At 43.8% G+C, this 20,632-nt stretch carries 13 protein-coding genes; 6 read left to right on the top strand and 7 right to left on the bottom strand.

Features of this window, described 5'->3' with window-relative positions:
- Positions 1-1,979 precede the first annotated feature (1,979 nt).
- Positions 1,980-2,573, top strand: a complete 594-nt coding sequence (locus L1D55_RS06095) for a GPR1/FUN34/YaaH family transporter (RefSeq protein WP_004737553.1) — start codon at positions 1,980-1,982, stop codon at positions 2,571-2,573.
- Positions 2,574-2,693: 120 nt separating this feature from the next.
- Here L1D55_RS06095 and L1D55_RS06090 read toward each other — a convergent pair whose 3' ends face one another.
- From L1D55_RS06090 to L1D55_RS06075, 4 genes are all read right to left on the bottom strand, one after another.
- Positions 2,694-4,241 carry an alanine/glycine:cation symporter family protein gene (locus L1D55_RS06090; protein ID WP_008223346.1) on the bottom strand — a complete coding sequence of 516 codons (1,548 nt, stop codon included), beginning with the start codon at positions 4,239-4,241 and terminating at the stop codon, positions 2,694-2,696.
- A gap of 457 nt (positions 4,242-4,698) precedes the next feature.
- On the bottom strand, positions 4,699-6,039 hold the full coding sequence (locus L1D55_RS06085; protein WP_239916865.1) for an MBL fold metallo-hydrolase: 1,341 nt from the start codon (positions 6,037-6,039) through the stop codon (positions 4,699-4,701).
- Between the two features lie 142 nt (positions 6,040-6,181).
- Positions 6,182-6,949 carry a 1-acylglycerol-3-phosphate O-acyltransferase gene (locus L1D55_RS06080; RefSeq protein ID WP_239916864.1) on the bottom strand — a complete coding sequence of 256 codons (768 nt, stop codon included), beginning with the start codon at positions 6,947-6,949 and terminating at the stop codon, positions 6,182-6,184.
- 191 nt (positions 6,950-7,140) lie between these two features.
- Positions 7,141-8,085: a hypothetical protein gene (locus L1D55_RS06075; protein WP_239916863.1), complete on the bottom strand. Its 945-nt coding sequence runs from the start codon at positions 8,083-8,085 to the stop codon at positions 7,141-7,143.
- A gap of 269 nt (positions 8,086-8,354) precedes the next feature.
- Between L1D55_RS06075 and L1D55_RS06070 the strand changes: the two genes are divergently transcribed.
- The 4 genes from L1D55_RS06070 (at position 8,355) to L1D55_RS06055 (ending at position 13,921) form a co-directional block, all read left to right on the top strand.
- Positions 8,355-10,067: a class I SAM-dependent methyltransferase gene (locus tag L1D55_RS06070; RefSeq protein ID WP_239916862.1), complete on the top strand. Its 1,713-nt coding sequence runs from the start codon at positions 8,355-8,357 to the stop codon at positions 10,065-10,067.
- A gap of 50 nt (positions 10,068-10,117) precedes the next feature.
- Positions 10,118-10,846: a DUF429 domain-containing protein gene (locus L1D55_RS06065; RefSeq protein ID WP_239916861.1), complete on the top strand. Its 729-nt coding sequence runs from the start codon at positions 10,118-10,120 to the stop codon at positions 10,844-10,846.
- Between the two features lie 79 nt (positions 10,847-10,925).
- The gene (locus L1D55_RS06060) at positions 10,926-11,735 is read left to right on the top strand and encodes a M15 family metallopeptidase (protein ID WP_239916860.1); all 810 of its coding nucleotides are present in this window, start codon (positions 10,926-10,928) and stop codon (positions 11,733-11,735) included.
- 305 nt (positions 11,736-12,040) lie between these two features.
- Positions 12,041-13,921: a RimK/LysX family protein gene (locus L1D55_RS06055; protein ID WP_239916859.1), complete on the top strand. Its 1,881-nt coding sequence runs from the start codon at positions 12,041-12,043 to the stop codon at positions 13,919-13,921.
- A 362-nt stretch (positions 13,922-14,283) separates the two neighbouring features.
- Here the strand turns inward: L1D55_RS06055 and L1D55_RS06050 are convergent, their stop codons facing one another.
- The 3 genes from L1D55_RS06050 to L1D55_RS06040 all read right to left on the bottom strand — a co-directional run bounded on the left by L1D55_RS06050 (position 14,284) and on the right by L1D55_RS06040 (position 17,055).
- Entirely contained in the window at positions 14,284-15,585 is a 1,302-nt protein-coding gene (locus L1D55_RS06050; protein ID WP_239916858.1) for a type II toxin-antitoxin system HipA family toxin, read from the bottom strand.
- Positions 15,585-15,833 (bottom strand): type II toxin-antitoxin system antitoxin HipB, encoded by a 249-nt coding sequence (gene hipB, locus L1D55_RS06045; protein ID WP_065740598.1) that lies wholly within the window; start codon positions 15,831-15,833, stop codon positions 15,585-15,587. The genes L1D55_RS06050 and hipB overlap by 1 nt, the downstream gene beginning before the upstream one ends.
- 283 nt (positions 15,834-16,116) lie before the next feature.
- Positions 16,117-17,055 carry a competence protein CoiA family protein gene (locus L1D55_RS06040; protein ID WP_239916857.1) on the bottom strand — a complete coding sequence of 313 codons (939 nt, stop codon included), beginning with the start codon at positions 17,053-17,055 and terminating at the stop codon, positions 16,117-16,119.
- A gap of 141 nt (positions 17,056-17,196) precedes the next feature.
- Between L1D55_RS06040 and L1D55_RS06035 the strand changes: the two genes are divergently transcribed.
- Positions 17,197-19,533, top strand: coding sequence for a DEAD/DEAH box helicase (locus L1D55_RS06035; RefSeq protein WP_239916856.1), 2,337 nt, complete (start codon positions 17,197-17,199; stop codon positions 19,531-19,533).
- Positions 19,534-20,632: the final 1,099 nt, after the last annotated feature.

The following is a 20,632-nucleotide window of genomic DNA, read 5'->3' as shown; positions in this document are numbered from 1 at the left end:
GAGTAAACGAGTAACGAAAGGCTCGCTCTCTGTTGTCTAAGTTTGACGCTAAGGGTTCTCGCTTACTCAAATCTGGAGACTCTTTTCTCATCCCGCATCTCGTTACCCGCATCTAAGTTACAGTCGTTTCTTCCTAACCACCTCAACATACACTCCACTCGTCATTCCCTATAGCGAGGCACGAGTGTAGTAGGGAATCTCTTGTGTTTATTGTTGGTGTTGATACCTAAAGGAGATTCCAGACATCTCGTCCCTCGATTCTGGAATGATGGTTGAGTGAATAGATACGGGATGCGAGTAAATGAGCAACGAAAAGCTCGCTCTTTACTGTCTAAGTTTGACGGTAAGGGTTCTCGCTTACTCAAATCTGGAGAGTTTTTTCTCATCCCGCATCTCGTTACCCGCATCTAAGTTACGCTCGTTTCTCCCTAACCACCTCAACATACACTCCACTCGTCATTCCCTATAGCGAGGCACGAGCGTAGTAGGGAATCTCTTGCGTTTATCCTTGGTGCTGATAGCTAAAGGAGATTCCAGACATCTCGTTCCTCGATTCTGGAATGACGGTTGAGTGAATAGATACGGGATGCGAGTAATCGAGCAACGAAGAGCTCGCTCTCTATTGTCTAAGTTTGATGCTAAGGATTCTCGCTTACTCAAATCTGGAGAGTCTTTTTTCATCCCGCATCTCGTTACTCGTATCTAAGTTACACTCGTTTCTTCCTAACCACCTCAACATGCACTCCATCCGTCATTCCCTATAGCGAGGCACGAGCGTAGCAGGGAATCTTTAGTGTTCATCGTTGGTGTAGATACTTAAAGGAGATTCCAGACATCTCGTCCCTCGATTCTGGAATGACGATGGGATGGGTAGATACGGATGCGAGTAATCGAGCAACGAAGAGCTCGCTCTCTACTGTCTAAGTTTGATGCTAAGGATTCTTGCTTACTCAAATCTGGAGAGTTTTTTCTCATCCCGCATCTCGTTACCCGCATCTAAGTTACACTCGTTTCTTCCTAACCATCTCAACATACACTCCACTCGTCATTCCCTATAGCGAGGCACGAGCGTAGTAGGGAATCTCTTGTGTTTATCGTTGGTGTGGATACCTAGAGGAGATTCTAGACATCTCGTCCCTCGATTCTGGAATGACGATGGGATGGGTAGATACGGGATGCGAGTAATCGGCAACGAAGAGCTCGCTCTCTACTGTCTAAGTTTGATGTTAAGGATTTTTGCTTACTCAAATCTGGAGAGTCTTTTCTCATCCCGTATCTCGTTACCCGCATCTAAGTTACAGTCGTTTCTTCCTAACCAGCTCAACATGTGCTCCACTCGTCATTCCCTATAGCGAGGCACGAGCGTAGTAGGGAACCTCTTGTGTTTATCGTTGTTGTGGATACCTAAAGGAGATTCCAGACATCTCGTTCCTCGATTCTGGAATGACGGTTGAGTGAATAGATACGGGATGCGAGTAATCGAGCAACGAAAAGCTCGCTCTTTACTGTCTAAGTTTGACGGTAAGGGTTCTCGCTTACTCAAATCTGGAGAGTCTTTTGTCATCCCGCATCTAAGTTACACTCGTTTCTTCCTAACCATCTCAACATATACTCCACTCGTCATTCCCTATAGCGAGGCACGAGCGTAGTAGGGAATCTCTTGTGTTTATCGTTGGTGTAGATACTTAAAGGAGATTCCAGATATTTCTTTCCTCGATTTTGGAATGACGACTGACAGACTAGCTCTTCGCATCCCGTATCTCGTTACTCGCATCTTTTCTATAGCGTGATAGTGAACTCTCAACCCATAGTTTTCATGAATGCAAATTGCAAGAACCAAATCAAAATCCCAATAGGATCATTTCAACAACCTTAGTTTTCGATAACTGGATTACCCCAAAAGCGATTTATCAATTAAAATTTTCTTACAATTTTTATTGGTTTTTTTTAACCCCCTATTTGATAAAGGTAAATTCGCAATGTCGACCAAACTAGCTAACCCAGCGCCGTTAGGCTTAATGGGTTTCGGTATGACCACTATTCTTCTTAATATCCACAACGCAGGTTTCTTTCCACTAGATTCAATGATCCTTGCAATGGGTATTTTTTACGGTGGTTTAAGCCAAGTTATCGTTGGCACAATGTGTTTCAAGCGTGGTGACACGTTCGGTACAACCGCATTTACCTCTTACGGCCTATTCTGGTTGTCTCTAGTTGGTCTAATCGTAATGCCTTACATGGGCCTACCAGCAAGCCCAGCAGCATTCATGGGTTGGTACCTACTTCTATGGGGCATCTTCACAGGCTTCATGTTCATCGGTTCTCTATGCTACCCAGTAGCGAAGCAAGTAGTATTCGGTTCACTCACTATCTTGTTCTTCCTACTTGCAGCTCGTGATTTCACTGGTAGCCAACTAATCGGCACTATCGCTGGTTTCGAAGGTATCTTCTGTGGCGCTTCAGCTATCTACTTCGCAATGGCACAAGTAATCAACAACGAATACGGCCGCACAGTACTGCCAATCGGTGAGAAGAAAGCACCTCAAATGGCAACACAAGAAATCGCTGCATAATCTCGCGTTTCTTAGAAATATAAAAAAAGGGTTAGCCATGGCTAACCCTTTTTTGCATTTGCTCTAAAGAAAAACAGAATCTAGAGCAAATTTATCGTTTAAAAGCTGTAATTGAAGGCCTTACGCTGAAGGCTGTTCTACTGGCTTGCTGTCTGCCACTTCAGCTTCTGGCGATTTACCCGTCTTACGCTTGTACTTCTCTTCCCAGTAAGTTGCACCTTTGATGCCTAGTTTTACAGGGTTGAATGTGTACTCGGTTACGCCTTTACTCTGTTGCTCTTCGTAGTCAGCCAAAGCTTTTAGCGCAGGCTTAGACATGAAGAAGATGATCAGAATACCAACGATGTTTAACCATGCCATCAAGCCAACACCAACGTCACCCATTGCCCATGCAAGGTTCGCTGTTTTAACTGTGCCATAGAAAACCGCAGTGATAAGAACAAGCTTAAGTACGAACATCATGCCAGGGATCTTGATGGTACGACGTAGGTAAGCAATGTTCGTTTCTGCAATGTAGTAGTAAGCAAGAATCGTTGTAAATGCGAAGAAGAACAGAGCAAATGCGATGAATGGCTTACCAACACCAGGTAGTGCGCTTTCAATCGCTAGCTGTGTAAATACAGGGCCGTTTGCACCAACGTTTGCTGCTAGGTTTTGTACAAGGAATACGCCTTCTGCGCCGCCGTGTACGTTGTAAGCACCAGTGATGATGATCATGAACGCCGTAGCAGAACAAACTAGCAGTGTATCGATGTAGATAGAGAATGATTGAACCAAACCTTGCTGAGCTGGGTGATCAACACTTGCTGCTGCAGCTGCGTGAGGACCAGTACCTTGCCCCGCTTCGTTTGAGTAAACACCACGTTTAACACCCCAACCAATCGCAGCACCGAAGCCAGCCATAGGTGTGAATGCATCACCAACAATCATAGAGAACACGACAGGAACTTGGCTGATGTTTAGTAGGATGATAACGAACGCGATGATGATGTAAGCCAATGCCATGAATGGAACAACGATTTGCGTGAAGTTCGCAATACGTTTAACACCACCGAAGATGATGAAACCAAGGATGATAGCGACAACAGTACCAGTGAAAATTTTAGCGAAACTGAATGTACCGACAGCTGTTTCGATCATTGCACCTGAACCAAATGCAGCTTCTACAGCGTTACCGATGCTGTTTGACTGAACACCTGGAAGTAAAATACCACAAGCAAAAATAGTCGCGATTGCAAAGATCCATGCGTACCACTTCTGACCCATTGCTTTTTCGATGTAGTAAGCCGGACCACCACGGAACTGGCCTTCGTCTTCTTCTTTGTAGATTTGCGCTAACGTAGATTCTGCAAATGCAGTCGCTGCACCAAAGAAGGCAACAACCCACATCCAGAATACTGCACCAGGGCCACCGAAACCGATAGCAGCAGCAACACCTGCAATGTTACCTGTACCTACACGGCCAGATAGCGAAACAGCAAGTGCTTGGAAAGATGAGATACCTTTATTCGAACTTTTACCAGATAGTAACAAACGCCACATTTCAAAAAAGTGACGGATTTGTACAAATCGGGTCATGACCGAGTAGAACAAACCAGCACCTAAACATAGATAGATAAGTACTGGACTCCAGATTATTCCATTCAAAAAATCAACGAATGACTGCATGAGTATTTTCCCTGTTAGTTTTACTTGTGATTGTTTTTCGAACAACACAATACTTCACTTGTAACCTGAGTGTTAAATTATTTAACTGCGCATTCGGATTACTGTGACATAAAGCATGTTGTGGGAGCGAATTGTTAACGCTTAGTGCTATTTCGATAATTGTTCCATTTAAAATTAAATGCAACTAGTTGCTTTTGATTGGGTTTTAAAAAGTGCATAAATAGTGATTAATACAAAAGTGTGAATTGCTTGAAGGATTGAAAATGGGGTGAGAGAGAAAACCGCACTTTTAGCCGATTGGAAGTAACGGCTGTAACCGGTGGAATGTTATCGATAAGTTGGAATATATCACCTCCATTTAGAGCTCTGGCAGCTTTAAGAAGAGGTGTTCTTTTGAAGGAGGGAGATGGCAAGAGGGCCCGCTACATATGCAGCAGTGCCCAGTTAAAAGCCTGTTTTAAACAACGTTGAATCCCTGTTTTATCAGCTCTTGAGTGAATTCAGACTGGGTATCTGGTTCACCGTGTATCAAATGCACCTCTTTGGGCGCCACAGGAATGCCTGCAATAAAGCGCTTGAGATCTTCTTGGTCGGCATGAGCAGAGTAGCCAGACATTCCATGAATTTGAGCATTCACCTCTACTTGCTTGTTGTCGATTGATACCTGCATTTCACCTTGTTGAAGCTCTCTCCCTAGCGTGCCGTGCGCTTGGTAGCCCGCCAGAATCACATCGGTTCGTTTATCGGGCAGTAAGGCGGATAAGTAGTTCATGATTCTGCCTCCCTGACACATACCAGAAGCCGCGACCACAATCGCAGGCTCACCGGTTGAACGCAGTCTATTGACGATTTTCTTATGCATTCTGTGCCCATCGACAGTAATGCACTGCTCAAATGCCAGTGGATGACGTTGCAGTTCAAGCCGTTGTTTTGCCTCTTGGCCCCAGAGTTCCTTAAAGTGCCGATAAGAACGGGTGACTTTCAGAGCCATCGGTGAATCAAGGATGATAGGAATGTCGGCACTGAGTTGATGCTCAAAGATCAGTTGCTCAATATCAAACAGGAGTTCTTGTGTGCGGCCAATACTGAATGCTGGGATCAAGATGACACCACCATCTAGTAGCGAACGATCGATGATGGCTTTTAGGCGCTCGGCTCGTGTCGCAATATCATCGTGTGTGCTAGTGCCATAGGTTGATTCGATAAACAGATAGTCGGCCTGCTGAGGAGGCATAGGGTCGGGCAGTAATGGTGTATTACTTGGCCCTAAGTCTCCTGAAAATACCACCACTTGTTGATTGGGTAACTTTATCTCGATATAGGCAGAACCCAAGATATGCCCAGCAGGTTGAAAACGAGCATACAGAGTATTTGGCCTACTATGATCCTTTCCGTTATTTTGCTGTTTAGCGGCAATAGGAAACCACTTTCCATAAGGCTTGGGAACAATCAATGAGTGGAGCTTTTTCAGTATGAGTTTGGCTTGTTTATGGCTTAGTCCTTGAAGCTTTAAGCCGTCTTCAATCATAAGCGGGGCAAGTTCTGCGGTGGCTTGAGTGCAATAAATCGGTTGGTTGAACCCGGTGGCGAGCAACCAAGGCAGTCGCCCGATATGGTCTATGTGAGTATGAGTTAACAGTAGGGCATTGAGGTGGGATGTTTCGAAATCGATATCAAGAGGGCGACTGTCTCTACCTTGAAACAAGCCACAATCGATAAGCACGGCTTGGCCGGAATCTCTTAGCTCGTGACAAGATCCTGTGACCGTATGTTTACCGCCATGGTGAATCACTTCCATCGTTTACTCCCATTGCTCTTTGCCGTATCCCGCGTTTTATTTTGCGGATAACCGTCGGCAAGTAAAACAAGAACAATGAGAGTTGCGATCGTAAGGTCTCTTTTTCGGTAATTGAGCGTTAACTCAATGTTTTCGCTGCGAGTTAGCTCGTAGAAGAACGATCGGAATCAAGTTCTGGGTTTTGTTGTGATTCCAATCTAGCAACTTCGGCATCAAGCTCTGCAATCTTCTCAGCCATTAACGCATGGCAGTGATTCGCCAGTTCTCTTGCGTCACTCAGTTTGTAACCTGACACATCAATAGGCTCAAGCATCTCGGTAATCACAATGCCGTTGTTTAGTCGGTTAAAGTCGATTTTATTGTGAGTGGTGCTCGTGCACATCGGGGTGATAGGCACACCCGCCTCAATCGCCATTCGGAAAGCACCCGTTTTGAAAGGCAATAGCCCGCGACCTTTACTACGTGTCCCCTCAGGGTAAACCCACACAGAAAGGTCTCGCTGATGAATTGCTTCTGCCACTTGTTTGATGGTATCGCGCGCTTTCGACTTGTCTTCACGGTTGATCAGAATATTCCCCGTGATCCAATACAGTAGACCAAAGAAAGGCACTATCAATAAATCACGCTTTCCTAAAGAAACAGTACGCGGCCTTAGCATTCCTGGATCGGTGACAAAATCCAACACACTCTGATGGTTAGAGATATACACACTCTTTTCTGGTGTGGGTGCATTCTCTAGGCCACGCTGCACCAGTTTTACGCCAAGGATCTTCTGTAATTGGTTGAACCAACGACAAAAAAAGTACACATGCTTAGGGTTCTTGGGGCTAAACAAGCAGTAAATAAAAGCAAATAACGTGGTGAAAATAATAAACACCGTAGCCAAGATAATACGAAGAACAGCAAGCACAATTGACTCCTTACTCACTACAAGGATGCAGTGATTAAATAGTTTTAGATAATTGAAGTTTTCACTCTATTTAACCGAAATGCAACAATTAACTGTGTGTGAGGCCTATTTTTAGATCTGTATATAAAACAATGACTAACAATCACTCACAGACAGGCTTACTGAGCTTACACGTGTTCACCAGTACGGGGTTATGAGGGCCAATATTGCTTATTTGGGTCTGATGTTTCTACCCATTCAGGATTTTGGCGAGCTTCCAAATAGAGCTGAAGACCGTTATAAGACATGAAAGCCGCAGGGCCGCCAAGGTGTTCGAAATAGTCAAAATAGTCATCTTCAAGCGCGCATAGCTGAGCTAAATCTTCCACCTTGTTCGCCAGTGCCCATTGAATCGCAAACACCGGAGCCGTTGAGCCAGCAACCGACACTTCTTCAATATTCGGGTTAAACATCGTATTAGCCTGTTCCAGCAGAATCTCTTGCTGTTCAGATTCTTGCAGCATCACCTCATCGATGATAGCCAAACGCTTGGAATTCGAGACATTCTTGTTCAGCTTTGCAATTTTCAGTGAGTAGCTAAATCTTTCTGACGAAACAATATTGACCAGTTCAGACAGCAGTTCTTTGTCTACCCCCGCTGCCTTGGTGAAATAGTCGATACAAGAATGGATTGAAGCATAACGAGTCCCTTCAAATTCAAAGCCACTGGTTTCGTCGTAGGCCTCAATGGCGATGTTATCAAGCGACAAAGGCCAACCTTGATACTCGACTCGTTGCTTGGCTATTTGATACATCTTCCAAGCGCTGCGCCCAAAGCCGCCAAGTGTCGAGCCCGTAAATTCACTGTCTATCAGCTCTTGCTCTGTCCAGTTCTCACCAATACCTAAGTGCTTGGCATACTTATCAATGAGCGCATGCTTTATCTGGTCGCGTACCGCCCAAATCGAAGTTAGGTCTTTGGCATATTTCACACTCGTGCACTCTTTACACGCTGGTAGTGCTATCGGCGCATGACCAACCTTGGCAAAAAGCGAAGCGGTTTTAGGAAACTCAACGCTGTGATTAGAAGGCTCACCACAAAACCAACAGGTGTGGCGTAGGTTGAATGGGATGTCTATGTAAGAGTATTGAGTCATTGAACGTCTATCGCTGAGTCTTGAGGTTGGGGACATTACGGTAAAACAATTATCTCTGTTCGAGTGTCGCCTTGCACCTGGTTTGTTTCACTTTTCAACCGAGTTTGATTTTAGGCGCTTGTTATCTGAATGGGTTGGTGGAGATATGTTTATATAAAACAGCGACTAATGGTGAATGTTGATGGGAGTGGCTGAACCGATATGTGCCGCTAGTAATCTTGTTAGGTCACTATTACTATGGAGCTAGACTCCTTACTCCAATAGCGCATATGTCTTCATCGATTCCTTTTTACGATAAAAATGCTCACCTACTTTGCCAGCAGTACCATTCTGTTGCTTTCGAAGCTGTTCATAAAAGCTGGCAAGCTTATTGGCCTTTAGAGGGCGATAAGGTGCTAGATGTAGGGGCGGGATGTGGCCGTGATGCGTTATGGATGCAAAAGGCTGGTGCGGAAGTCATCGCGATAGAACCCAGTGCGTCATTACGTGAGCAGGGCTCAGAATATACTGGGCCAGATGTTACATGGTTGGATGATTCACTCCCATCCTTGAGTCGAACTGAAAACCTTGGAATGCGTTTTGACCTGATACTAGTAAGTGCTGTGTGGATGCACATTGCACCATCATATCGAGAGCGAGCATTCAGAAAGTTATCTAACTTACTCGCTCCAAATGGCAAATTGGTGATTACGCTACGTCACGGAGAGTTTCATGACGACCGAGAGGGGTATGAAGTCTCGGTTGAAGAGCTTGAGCGTTTATCGAAGAACAGTGCTTTGCTGGTGCGTCATGTCGATGATAGCCAAGACACCTTGAAGCGCAGTGAGGTTTGGTGGCAAACCGTAGTGATGACCTTGCCAGATGACGGCTCGGGTGACTTAAACAAGGTGCGCCACATTATTGTAAATGACAATAAGTCGGCCACATACAAATTGGCTCTGTTAAGAACCTTGCTGCGAATTGCAGATGCCCATTCAGGTGCTGTGCTTGATCGAACCGATGGCAAAATATCTCTACCATTGGGTTTGGTTGCTCTGTATTGGGTTAGGCAATTTAAGCGTCTCATTGATATCGATATAGAAGGCGCTGGGATTCAGCAAAACAGCAACACGAGTAAAGGTCTAGGGTTTGTAAAAGATGATGGCTGGAACAAGCTCAAGCACCTCTGTGCCGATGATTTAGCGATAGGCACTCTGTTTATTGGTGATGAAGCCAAAGCATTACAGAAGTTGTTTTCACAGACGATCAGCACCATTAAATCGGGCCCGGTAACCTTTATTTATCAAGGCTCCAAAGAGAATAAGTTGTTTGAGATACTATCACCTAAACAGCGACGAAAGAGTCGAGAGTCACTGGTCATCGACAGCGAGTTCTTAGCAAGCTTTGGTTACTTCACACTGGATGAAAGCTTATGGGAATGTTTCAGAATCTATCACTCTTGGATTGAGCCGCTAGTCGTGAATCAATGGGTGATGGAGATGCAGCGTTTTGAGTTGAATCGACAGCGCAACATTTCACTACAGACCTATCATGACTGCTTAGTCTGGATTGACCGAAACCACGATACTCGTGACGTACGCAAAAGAGTTGAGCAACTTAGAGCCGAACATGCAGACATTGTCAGTGTTTGGAGTGGAAAATCGTTAAAAAATGAGTATCACGTTGATCATTGCCTGCCTTTTGCTTACTGGCCGAATAACGATAAGTGGAACCTTTTTCCAACCACAAGCAAAGAGAACTTAAGCAAAAGTGACAAAGTGCCTACCGCTGAAAAACTTCGTGCGTCTAAGCCTCGTATTCTCGAATGGTGGCAATTGGCGTGGAGTGATTCGGCTCATTTTGAACAGCAATTCTTTGCTGAAGCTGCCCTTTCTTTACCTAATATTCCACCACAATGTCGAGACTTTGAAGAGGTGTTTGACGCAATGGGTCTGCAGGTACGTGGTGTGAAAAGTCGACTGCTAATCAACGAGTGGCATTGAGCGCCACGTTTACCCGAAAATTAGTCCTTTAAACAACGGTAGAGTAAACAATGAAATACATCGGAATTGATGGCTGTAAGGCGGGTTGGATCGCTTGGATTGTCTCTGATGATCAGGCGCCAGTATTCAAAGTAGTAAAGGCGCTCGATGAGCTAGCGAGTGATCTTATCGGTTCAACGGCGCTTATCGATATGCCGATTGGTTTTAATGACGCACAAACTCCAGATCGCTTGTGCGACAAAGCAGCGAGGCGTTTTCTAACCAGCAAGCGCGGTTCTTCAGTGTTTCCGGTCCCGTGTCGCGAGGCGGTTTACCAAGCCGATTACATCGCGGCGTGTAATGCCAATGTGCAGCAGCTTGGTAAGAAGTTCTCTAAGCAAACTTGGGGTATTGTTCCTAAAATCCGAGAGTTAGATAAGCTCATCGATGATCACCCACATTTATCGATCAGAGAGTCTCACCCAGAGGTGGTGTTCGCTGCTTTGAAAGGGGAACCGCTTACCTTTTCTAAGCGAACTCAAGAGGGCAAAGAAGAAAGGCTTTCGATTATTCAGCAACTCGCTCCGCAATGGTGTGAGGGTTTGGCGTTAGCAATCTCGAATACCAAGCGTAAAGATGTCGCGATAGATGATATTTATGACGCATTTATATTGATGCTGATTGCTTATCACGCTCCAACATTGTCGTGCTTGCCTGAGCTTTCTGATATTGGCGGAAAGGCGGATAAGGATCAGAATGGTCGAGTTCGCGAAATCGTGTATTGGAACAAAACGAACTAGCAAAGTATGCGCTCTGTTAGGTTGAGTGTGTTATTTTCCACTTCCTATCTTTTTACTCTTACTGTTTTTGAGCCTTGATATGAAACGTTTAATTGTTGGTTTGCTGGCAACCTTGATCAGTGCGGCGAGTTACGGCCAAGTTGCACCTGTTTCTCAATGGCAGTGTGACATGATGAAAAATAACAAGGTATTGAATAGTGGAGCACCTGTTGGCTGTGACCGACTATCCAAAGTGGACTTTGATTTCGTTAACTTTAAGGGCGAAACGCAGCAGGGGAACATGATTGTGCTTGATGTTATCGCCCCTTCTGTTGAACAAATCTTTTTAGAACTCAAACAGCGTAACTTCCCACTGCATTCTGCGCGTCTAATGCGTGAGTTCAACGGTGACGACAATGCCTCGATGGAAGCCAATAACAGCAGTGCGTTTAATGCTCGGCCTATCACTGGCGGAGGAGGTTGGTCGAAGCATGCATACGGTGTGGCAATCGACATCAACCCAGTTCAAAACCCTTTCTTAGCGTTTGATAGCAATGGAACCATCACGGTAAAACCATCGCAATCGGCAACCAGCTACGTGAATAGAACACGCTTTCGCGCTCGTAATGACATTGAACGCCGAGGCATGGCGGAAGATGTGGTCGAGCTGTTTGCACATCATGGTTTCATGATCTGGGGAGGGGACTGGAATTCTCCAATCGATACTCAGCATTTCGAGGTCGGATCAAGAAAGTTCGTCAATCAGCTGCTCTCTAAACCCAAACCAGAAGCCAAAGTGTTATTTGAGCGATACGTCGAATCTTACCGCCATTGTTTTAATAAAAATAAAGGCGAGGGCGCAGAAAAAGCTCGCGCTATCTGTGCAAAGAAAACAGTCGGGACTTTTTAGTGCTATGTTTATCTAGAACCGTTTGTGTTTTAGCAAGTTAAGCTCGCTTCACGGGTATTTTTAATCGCTAAGGTCAACGCGCGTCGTTGGCCTTTTTTGTATTCGTTTCTCCAATAGAACTCTGAGTATTCAAAAGGTTATTGGGTATCGGTTAGTCAATACTTGATGAAGTAATACGACACAAAGTCATCGGTTTGTCATTGAAAAAGTCATAGCGTAAACGTTATGTGAGAACCATTGCTGGTGGGGGAACTTATTGTCTTTTCACCAGTATTATTAGTGAACTGATCACAACGGACCAACTAATGAAAAAGATACCTCTAGCTCTAACTCTTTTAAGCACTTTACTTTTTTCACAATATTCTTTGGCTACAGACACTTCACACACCACACAAAACCCGACTTACGAACTCGATGGTAAGGCGGTATTAGGCCGTACTGAGAATGTGTACCTCTCTAGCGTTCAAGGGCTTAAAGACGTTCCTTTCATTGGCAAAATCGACACCGGTGCCGAAACTACTTCCATGCATGCAGAAGACATCCATGTAAAAAGCACACATGCCGATTATAAGAACCTCAAAGATAAAGAGTTGATGTCGGCATTGACTGAAGATGTGCTGAACAATAGCGACGTTGATTACGACGATTGGGATGGCAGCACCTTTGCGAAATACCAAGCTATGGTCTCTTTTAAAGTTCAAAACCCACGTACTGGTGAAATGGTATTGGTTGAGGCGCCGCTAGAGCGTGTCAGCATGATTCGCAGCCGTACCAGCAGCACGCCTTTGCTTCGCCCGACCATTAAAATGTCTCTGACTATCGCAGACCAAGAGCTAAAAACCGATGTTAACCTGACAGACAGAAGCCACTTCTCTGCGCCAGTATTGATTGGTAAAACCTTCCTAGCGGATAACGCGCTGGTGTTTGCGGGCTACGACTATTTGCAAGAGCAAGAGAACGCAACCGTGGTTGGCCGTAAAGAGGTGGTGTCTATCTCGGGAATGGATATGAATGCGACTTTCTCGTTAAAGAACCGCTACAGCATTTTGCATGCAAAAGACATCGATATAGACAAAGAGAACAAACAAGTGACGTTTGATATGTTCGACAACGACGGCAAGCAAAAAGAGATGACATTGCCGTTGGTTCGTATGTTAAGCGTGAGCGGAAAGAAGAGACCTTTAGTCTATGTGCCCGTTCAACTTGATGAGAATACCACTAAAGATGTTCTTGTTTATCTGCGTGACCGTTCAGACAGCAGCTCACAGCTAAGATTGGGTACCAACACTGCAAGCGAACTCTTCATGATTGATACTAGTGCTGAAAACATTTTATCAGAAGGTTCAGAGAGCTTTAGTGATGTGGCGGAGTCAGGTGAACCTATGATTATCTCACCGGAAGAGGACATCACACTGGATGACTTCCCGCTTAAGGCTGTGGCTTCGTTTACTGTAAACACGCCTCTGTTGAAGGTGGACAGCTTTGAGATTGTCGGTAAGGGGAAAGATGAATCCGTTGAGTTTTACCTAACTGACGCGAATGGCGAACAGCAGAAGGTCACAAAGCCAATCATTAAAAAGCTCAAAGTGGGAGATGATAGTCGCCCGGTAGTGAGCGGTGAGTTCTCGGCTTCTGGCAAGGTTCGCACACAAGAGTTTGCTATCGATGTGCTAAACAGCAACGAAAAAGAAGCTTACTTTATTCTTGGTAAGAAGATGGCGAAAGAGGGCGTTTACGTAAACACGCGCTCTGACTATCTATTGAAAGCTGAGCCTCTGTTTAAAGTCGGGCACATTGAAGTGGTTGAAGTGAACGGCATGACATTCCCTGCCAAGCTAGACACTGGTGCTGATGTGAGCTCTATGAACGCGGTGAACATCAAGCGATTTAAGAAAGACGGCCAAGACATGGTGACCTTTACTTATCAAAACAACCAAGGCGATAAGCAAGAGTTCACCAAGCCAGTTATTGATGTGATGCGCATTAAAGCGAAGAAAGGCGAGAAGGTAAACATTCGCCCTGTCGTAGAAATGAAAGTGAAGTTAGGTGACTTAGAAAAAGAAGTGAGAGTGAACCTTCAAGACCGTTCTCGCTTTGAATACAGCATGATTTTAGGTAAGAACTTTCTGAAATACGGCGCAGTAGTAAGTAGCGATGAAGATTACGTACTAGGGAAAATGGAGTAACGTCTTAACTTACTAAAAGCGAAATAGAGCAGTTCTAAACGGCCACACATTCCAGTAATGGGATGTGTGGCTTTTTAATAACTATCTGTTTTGATGAGATATTAGCTAGTTGTTTGCCGCTGAACATATCTCATTTTGTGGTCTTTAGACAAACAAAAGGGCCAACTCTTTCGAGTTGGCCCTTTCCAAACGTTTGGGCTGGCGGGAGTTGAATGGTTGTCTCATTTGTTTTAATTTCAATGATTTAAAACGACTGTTTGAATTTAGTGTTACATTGAATGTTACATCAGTTTCCTACTGAAAAAGGAACTGAACCCGCGTCCGCTTATGCTGATTTTCCTGATGACTCTGGTTTGATATAGCTAAATCTTCTTAACTATTTTCTGAGTATTCTCAAAAACTGAGCCCACGATATGCTCAGGAAAGCCTTTAGGCAATGTAGCACTTACCTGTAACATCGCCTTAGGTAAGGCATCTTTCATTTCATCAATTATCTCTTGCATCGTGTCTTGATTAAAGTTTACATCTTTAGCGGTATCCAAAAAGTGACGAGGGAGGATTTTACTGATTTCATACTTCTTGCCCTTTGTTGCTTTCAATCCCATCGCCAGCTTAAGCTTTCTGATATTGAGCCCTTTTCCTCCCAGTAGTGGGTAGGCTGACAAAATATCGTAGAATGGAGTGAGTCTGTAGCTGCCTCCTTTATCAATATAGATAGAAAAGTTTTTAGCATGTCCATCTGTAGCGCCAATGAGCCATTGAAATACTTGGAACCTCATGAAGTTATATCGATCTTCTAGGGCATTACTTGACCCCATTAACAACTCCATGATCTGAGCTATGCCAGGGCCACCTTGAGATTCGTACTTAATGGATGAGGGCATACCAAATACTTGGCAGATATCTTCCTGAGGTAAGCGTAGCAAGCCTGCTTTGTCTTTTGTCCAGCGTCTATCAAAGCGCTCTACAGCTAAAGCTTTAATGTTGTCTGTTTGGATTATTTTGACGTTGGGAACTGCAAACCCCAGAGCTCTAGCTAACTCAATACAAAGGTACTCGTTTTCTACGCTATCTTTGAGATCTAGGGTCGCGTTGGCTTGTTGTATTTCGCCTATTGGCAGTTTGATGATGTGAGTGGTGGGGGTGTTTCCTTTCGGTATACACCATTGCTCATCAACGAATAGGAGAGCTGTTTTCTCTTGAGCACCTGCCACGGAGATTCTAAAGTCTTCTTCTTCTTCGAGCATTCCGAGCGGAATATCAGACTTGTATGCAGAAAGAACAGTTTCTAGTTTTTTGTCATCAAGGACTTCGTAGCTAAGTGGTTCCTTTTTATAGGGGAGGTCTGGAGGAAGTAAAGCAATCGCACCAACACTGTCTTTTCCTATTTCTTTTAGGAGATCAAATGGTTGTTTGGATGACGCCTTGTACCTTGCAACTATTCTATCTCTGACTTGAGGACTGTCTGGCAAGAGATTGTCAAAATAGTTTATAACTGCATCGGAAGTGATAGCTGGTAATTGAAGTTTTAAAGACAATGATAGTGGTCGAGTTACCGCCTTGGTTAACCAGTTTTTATCATATTGAAAAGTGTGAGCACCATTCTTATGTTTCTCTAGAGTACCAACAAGTTCACCATTCATGTATGCGATTAGCTTCTGCATTACCAACTCTCATCATCATTTTCATTTAACGAAGCTACCTGTGATTTCTCTTGGATACTCAATGTTAGATCCATTGCCTGGGCAAGCTTAAAGAAGGTAGAAAGTGTTGTTTTGTTAGGGTTGTTTTCGAAGTTCGAGATTGTAGCTTGCTTGATGCCGACTTTTTTTGCTAGTTCTGACTGTGTCCATCCATTCTTCTGACGTATCAGTAGCATCATATCTGCTAATTGTTTTGGACTATATATCATTTGTTCCAGCTCTCTATAGAATTAAGGTGCACCTTTAAGATATTTAATTATCCCTTAGTGAGGATAGGTGGAAGTATATCCCCACAAAAGGATAAAGTCTATATTATCCCCAGTAAGGGATGAGAAAGGTTTTATCCCTTACTGGGGATATTGAGTAATCTTAAGGGGCATAAGAAGCTGAGGAGCAGCAATATCTAATGAAATACTGAGTTATATGATTAATACTGGCATTGGTCATAGAACTACTAAATTCTAGTAGTTTTCTTGTTTGAGGGAGCCGTTCTTATCTGGATGAGACCTCGCTAGCATACAGGTGGTTATGACATTTAGGGCAGGTAGGTTGCCCTGGTAATGAAGCTTGCCATTGGCAGTTACACATGATGCATTCGAATGTTGCTGTTCTTTTGGGTATCGGTGGCGGAGAAGCTATCGGCTTGCTTCTTGGCATCAGCCAAGGGTCGTTGTGCTGATAGGAAGCACGATCTCTATGATTAGAATGACTTATTGTTGAGTGACGTTTGACTTGATAGCTAGCGATAGCCGAGTTCAAACGTTGATATGCTGCTTTCTGCATCGACGCTTTTCGTGGGTGAAATACCCAACTCTTAGATGACAGGTCATTCTGTAAAAAGTGCTTCAGTCTATCTAGTTGCCGAGTTCCAGTTCTATTTTCTTTGAACAAGTGGTGTGTATCATCGAGTTGAATTTCTAGCACGCCACTTTGTTGATTACTCGAGACATTAAGCTCAGTAGGGAGTGGACGGTTTGGGTGGGTAAAATAGATGGCAAAAGAGAAATCTTCAACCTTACCAACAATGTCGACAACACAATTTGAAAATGAAACTTCCTTATGGACGTCATTTAATTCGATAGTTGATTGTTTTGCTACCAGAAACTCTTCTTTGAAGTGAGCTCCTTTAGCCTGGCGATCTACAGTGCACTTGAACTTTGGCAGAGCGATCTTAATCCCTGTTTCAATAACTTGCCTTGCCATCATCCTGACTGAGACAAAGAAGGAAAAGTCACACTCTTTATCGGTTTTATTTACTTTGCGAGTTGCATGAGCAAAGTGCCACTGTTTCTCCTCTCCTTGTCGGGCTATGAGTGGGGTGTGACAAGATGGGCAAATACAGCCACATTTCTTTCCGCGAACTACATCAGAGACATCCACAAAGGAATTGTCTTCGATTCTCAAGCCAAAAGGAACGTGTTGTAGTGTCATGTTGCGTTATGCTGTTAATTGTTGGGCCGTTGGAATCATAATAAGCTAGAAAGCCTGGCCAATATGTTAGACAGTTAGCAATAATGCTAACGGCTGAACATGTATTGATTTGTGTTGTCGGACTTGCCCCTGGGGTTAAATATGGATGAGCTTGAAAGGGTTGAACAGCAGATCTTAGAGTTGAAGGAAAAGTTAAACTATTTAGAACAGCGCCGCCAATCTTTGCTATCTCAAAGTTCTAGTTTGGTGGCGAGTACCTCAAAGGAGTATTCTCCAGATCAGAAAATTGCTCTATTTAAAAGTTACTTCAAAGGGAATGAGCAATGTTATGCACATCGTTGGCAGAACAACAAAGGGAGGAGTGGTTATGCAGTTGCTTGCCACAATGAGTGGCAGCAAGGGCTCTGTAACAAGCCTAAAGTTAAATGTTTGGAGTGTCCCAATCAGGCGTTCAAATCACTAGATGAAGAAGCGATCTACAGTCACCTAGTAGGACAGGAAGTTATTGGCTTATACCCAATGCAACCAAACAATACATGTTGGTTGCTTGCTGTTGATTTTGACAAAAGCGATTGGCAATTAGCATCAAGAGCTTATGTCGATGCATGCCAACAGAATGGAATTGATTGTCTACTCGAGCGTTCAAGATCTGGGAATGGTGCACATGTATGGGTTTTCTTCGATCAAGCCACAGAAGCCAAGCTAGCTCGTCAGATGGGCTTTTTCCTCTTAGATGAAGCGATGAAAATTCATGGCGCTCTATCTTTTGAGTCTTATGATAGGCTTTTCCCTAATCAAGATGTTCTGCCAGCAGGGGGCATCGGTAATCTAATAGCTTTGCCACTGCAAAAACAATCACGTTCATGCGGAAACTCGACATTTGTTGATGAGTCATTTGTAGCTTTTGTTGATCAATGGGCTGCTCTGGCTTCAACACAGCGTGTCCCATCTGAAAAAGTTGAAGAGCTTTTGAACCGTTATGAACACCAGGAACACACATCGGCTGAAAGTATTCAACAAGCCCCTTGGGAGCGCTCTATATCATTAAGGAGTGCTTTAGAGGGATGTCTTGAAGTGTTGCAAGTGGTCATCGCTAATCGACTCTATATCTCACTGTCTAGTCTTCCGAACCCTTTAATCGCTCAGTTAAAGAAAATTGCATCTTTCTCAAATCCAAAGTTCTTCAAAGCTCAGGGATTACGCTTATCGACAAATGGTATTGCTCGGTTTATTTGTCTAGCGGAGATAGACAGTGGCTATTTGAGTTTGCCTAGAGGGTGTTTGGATGATTTAGAGGATATCTGTTCTTCTTATGGTATTTCATTACAGCTAGAAGATAAGAGGGTCAAAGGGAAGCAACTAGCGGCCATTACATTTGTAGGTTCTCTGCGTCCTGCACAACGTAAAGCTGTCGATAAACTTCTTCAATATGATAATGGTGTACTTCATGCGCCGACAGCGTTCGGAAAAACTATTACTGCGATTGGTCTGATATGCCAAAGGAAGATTAATACTTTAGTGCTGGTTCACAATAAACAACTCGTCGAGCAGTGGGAAGAGAGATTGAAGGTCTTTACTCAGGGTGTTGAGGTTGGTGTGTGGACAGGGAGCAAGAAGAAGCCCACGGGGCAGATCGATATTGCGACGTATCAAAGTTTGGTCAATAGAAGTGACAACAGCGTTAATGAACTGGTTCAGGATTATGGCCAAGTAATCGTCGATGAGTGTCATCATTTATCTGCGCCTCAATTTGAACGAGTTTTATCTGAATCCCATGCCAAGTTTATTGTTGGTATAAGTGCTACCTTAGAGCGGAGAGACGGACATCAACCGATTATCTTCATGCAAGCGGGTAAGGTCAGGCATAGTATCAAGTCAGATCAAGGAGCTCGGTTAGTTCAGCGATTGGAAAAGAAAGTCTTATCATTTGAAGTCCCGCTAAACTTGGTTTCTGCTGAGCCTAAGCCGCATATCTCTGATGTATATCGCTGGTTGATGCTGCACTCTGAACGTAACAAGATAATAGTTGATGACATCAAAAATGAAGTTGCTAAAGGAAAAGTTCCCATCGTATTAACAGAGCGAAGAGAGCACGCCAGTATCATCTCTAGGTTGTTAGAGGATGCTGGACTTAATCACCAAATGCTTGTTGGAGCAATGAAAAAAAAGCAGCAAGCGGAAGTTATGGCAAAACTAGCAACCACCGAAGTACTTGTTGCAACTGGGCGCTTTATCGGAGAAGGCTTCGACTTACCTAGATTAGATACCTTGATATTGGCACTCCCAGTATCATGGAAGGGTTCGCTTATTCAGTATGTAGGGCGAATTCAGCGTGAGTTTGAAGGGAAAGATGAAGTTAAAGTTATCGACTACGTCGACCCGAAAATCCCAATGTTGTCGAGGATGTTTAAGAAGAGAGAGAAAGGCTATCGCGCGTTGGGTTTTGAAGAGGTTCAAGATGAGGGGTTGTTAATTTAGTTTATGACCAAACCTTGTCGGTTTGAATGGGCCGAGTTGTAGCAGGAGGTCAAAGAAACTTGGTAGAGATGGGGCATCTCCCATTCGTGGGAGACAAACGAAACCTGATGGAGTGGGGCACCTCCCATTCGTGGGAGACTAGCGAAAGGTGGTGAAGTGGTTCATCTCCTATTTGTGGGAGACTAGCGAAAGGTGGTGAAGTAGTTCATCTCCCATTTGTGGGAGACTAGCGAAAGGTGGTGAAGTGGTTCATCTCCCATTTGTGGGAGACTAACGAAACCTGATGAGGGCATCTCCCATGCATGGGAGATTGAGAAGATCGGAATTGTTCGATTGAATTGAAATACTGGGATTGATGCAGCAATATCGTTCTTCTGGTTGGTTGACTAAGATTCAAGTTAATCATGTTGTAGTTTGTCAGGGGATTTATGACCAAGGAAAAACAGAGAAAAGAGCGCAAGTTATTCACTGAAGAAGAAGCAAAAGCTTTTTCGGAAGCTGTTAACTCATCTGCGAGAAAAGTGTACCCAGTCAATAAAAAAAGCTCGAACAACACTGGTTAATTTTTGCACGCCCATAGTGCGAAGAGGAAAGGGTTTCGCACTCACTGTGTGCGCGGCTTTGGCTGGGGAAATGCCGTTAATGGCAGTGTTAGTGCCGAGCTTGGCAGAGAAAGTGCCATCAATGGCAGTGTTTTCAAGTGCAGGATTTTTGGGAAAGTTTGCTCAGACGTCCTGAAAAAAATTCATTCCTTACATTAGTGATATAAATTTATAATTGTTATGAAAGTTATAATAGTTATACCACATTTTTCGTCTTTAAAAAAGAGATTGGAAAGATTTTAAATCTGTAGATTTTAAATTATTTGGTTTTTATAACTGAAAAATCCAGCTTGTCAGACCGTCAAAAGCAAGAAAACCTACTCGTGTAATTTCGCACTCACTGAGTGCGGAGACAAACTAGAAAAATCCCATTCGTACACTTACTGTGCAAAAAATGACCTAATTAAAACAACTAATGTATAGTGGTCGCCTCTATCTATATTATAACTTAAATTATTGATATTTAATGACTAATTGATCTTTCATCTAAGTAATAC

The organism is Vibrio sp. Isolate22 (assembly GCF_022398115.1).
Classification (GTDB): Bacteria; Pseudomonadota; Gammaproteobacteria; order Enterobacterales; family Vibrionaceae; genus Vibrio.
Note: the sequence above shows the minus strand (reverse complement) of the source record. Positions and strands in the feature narration are given on the sequence as shown.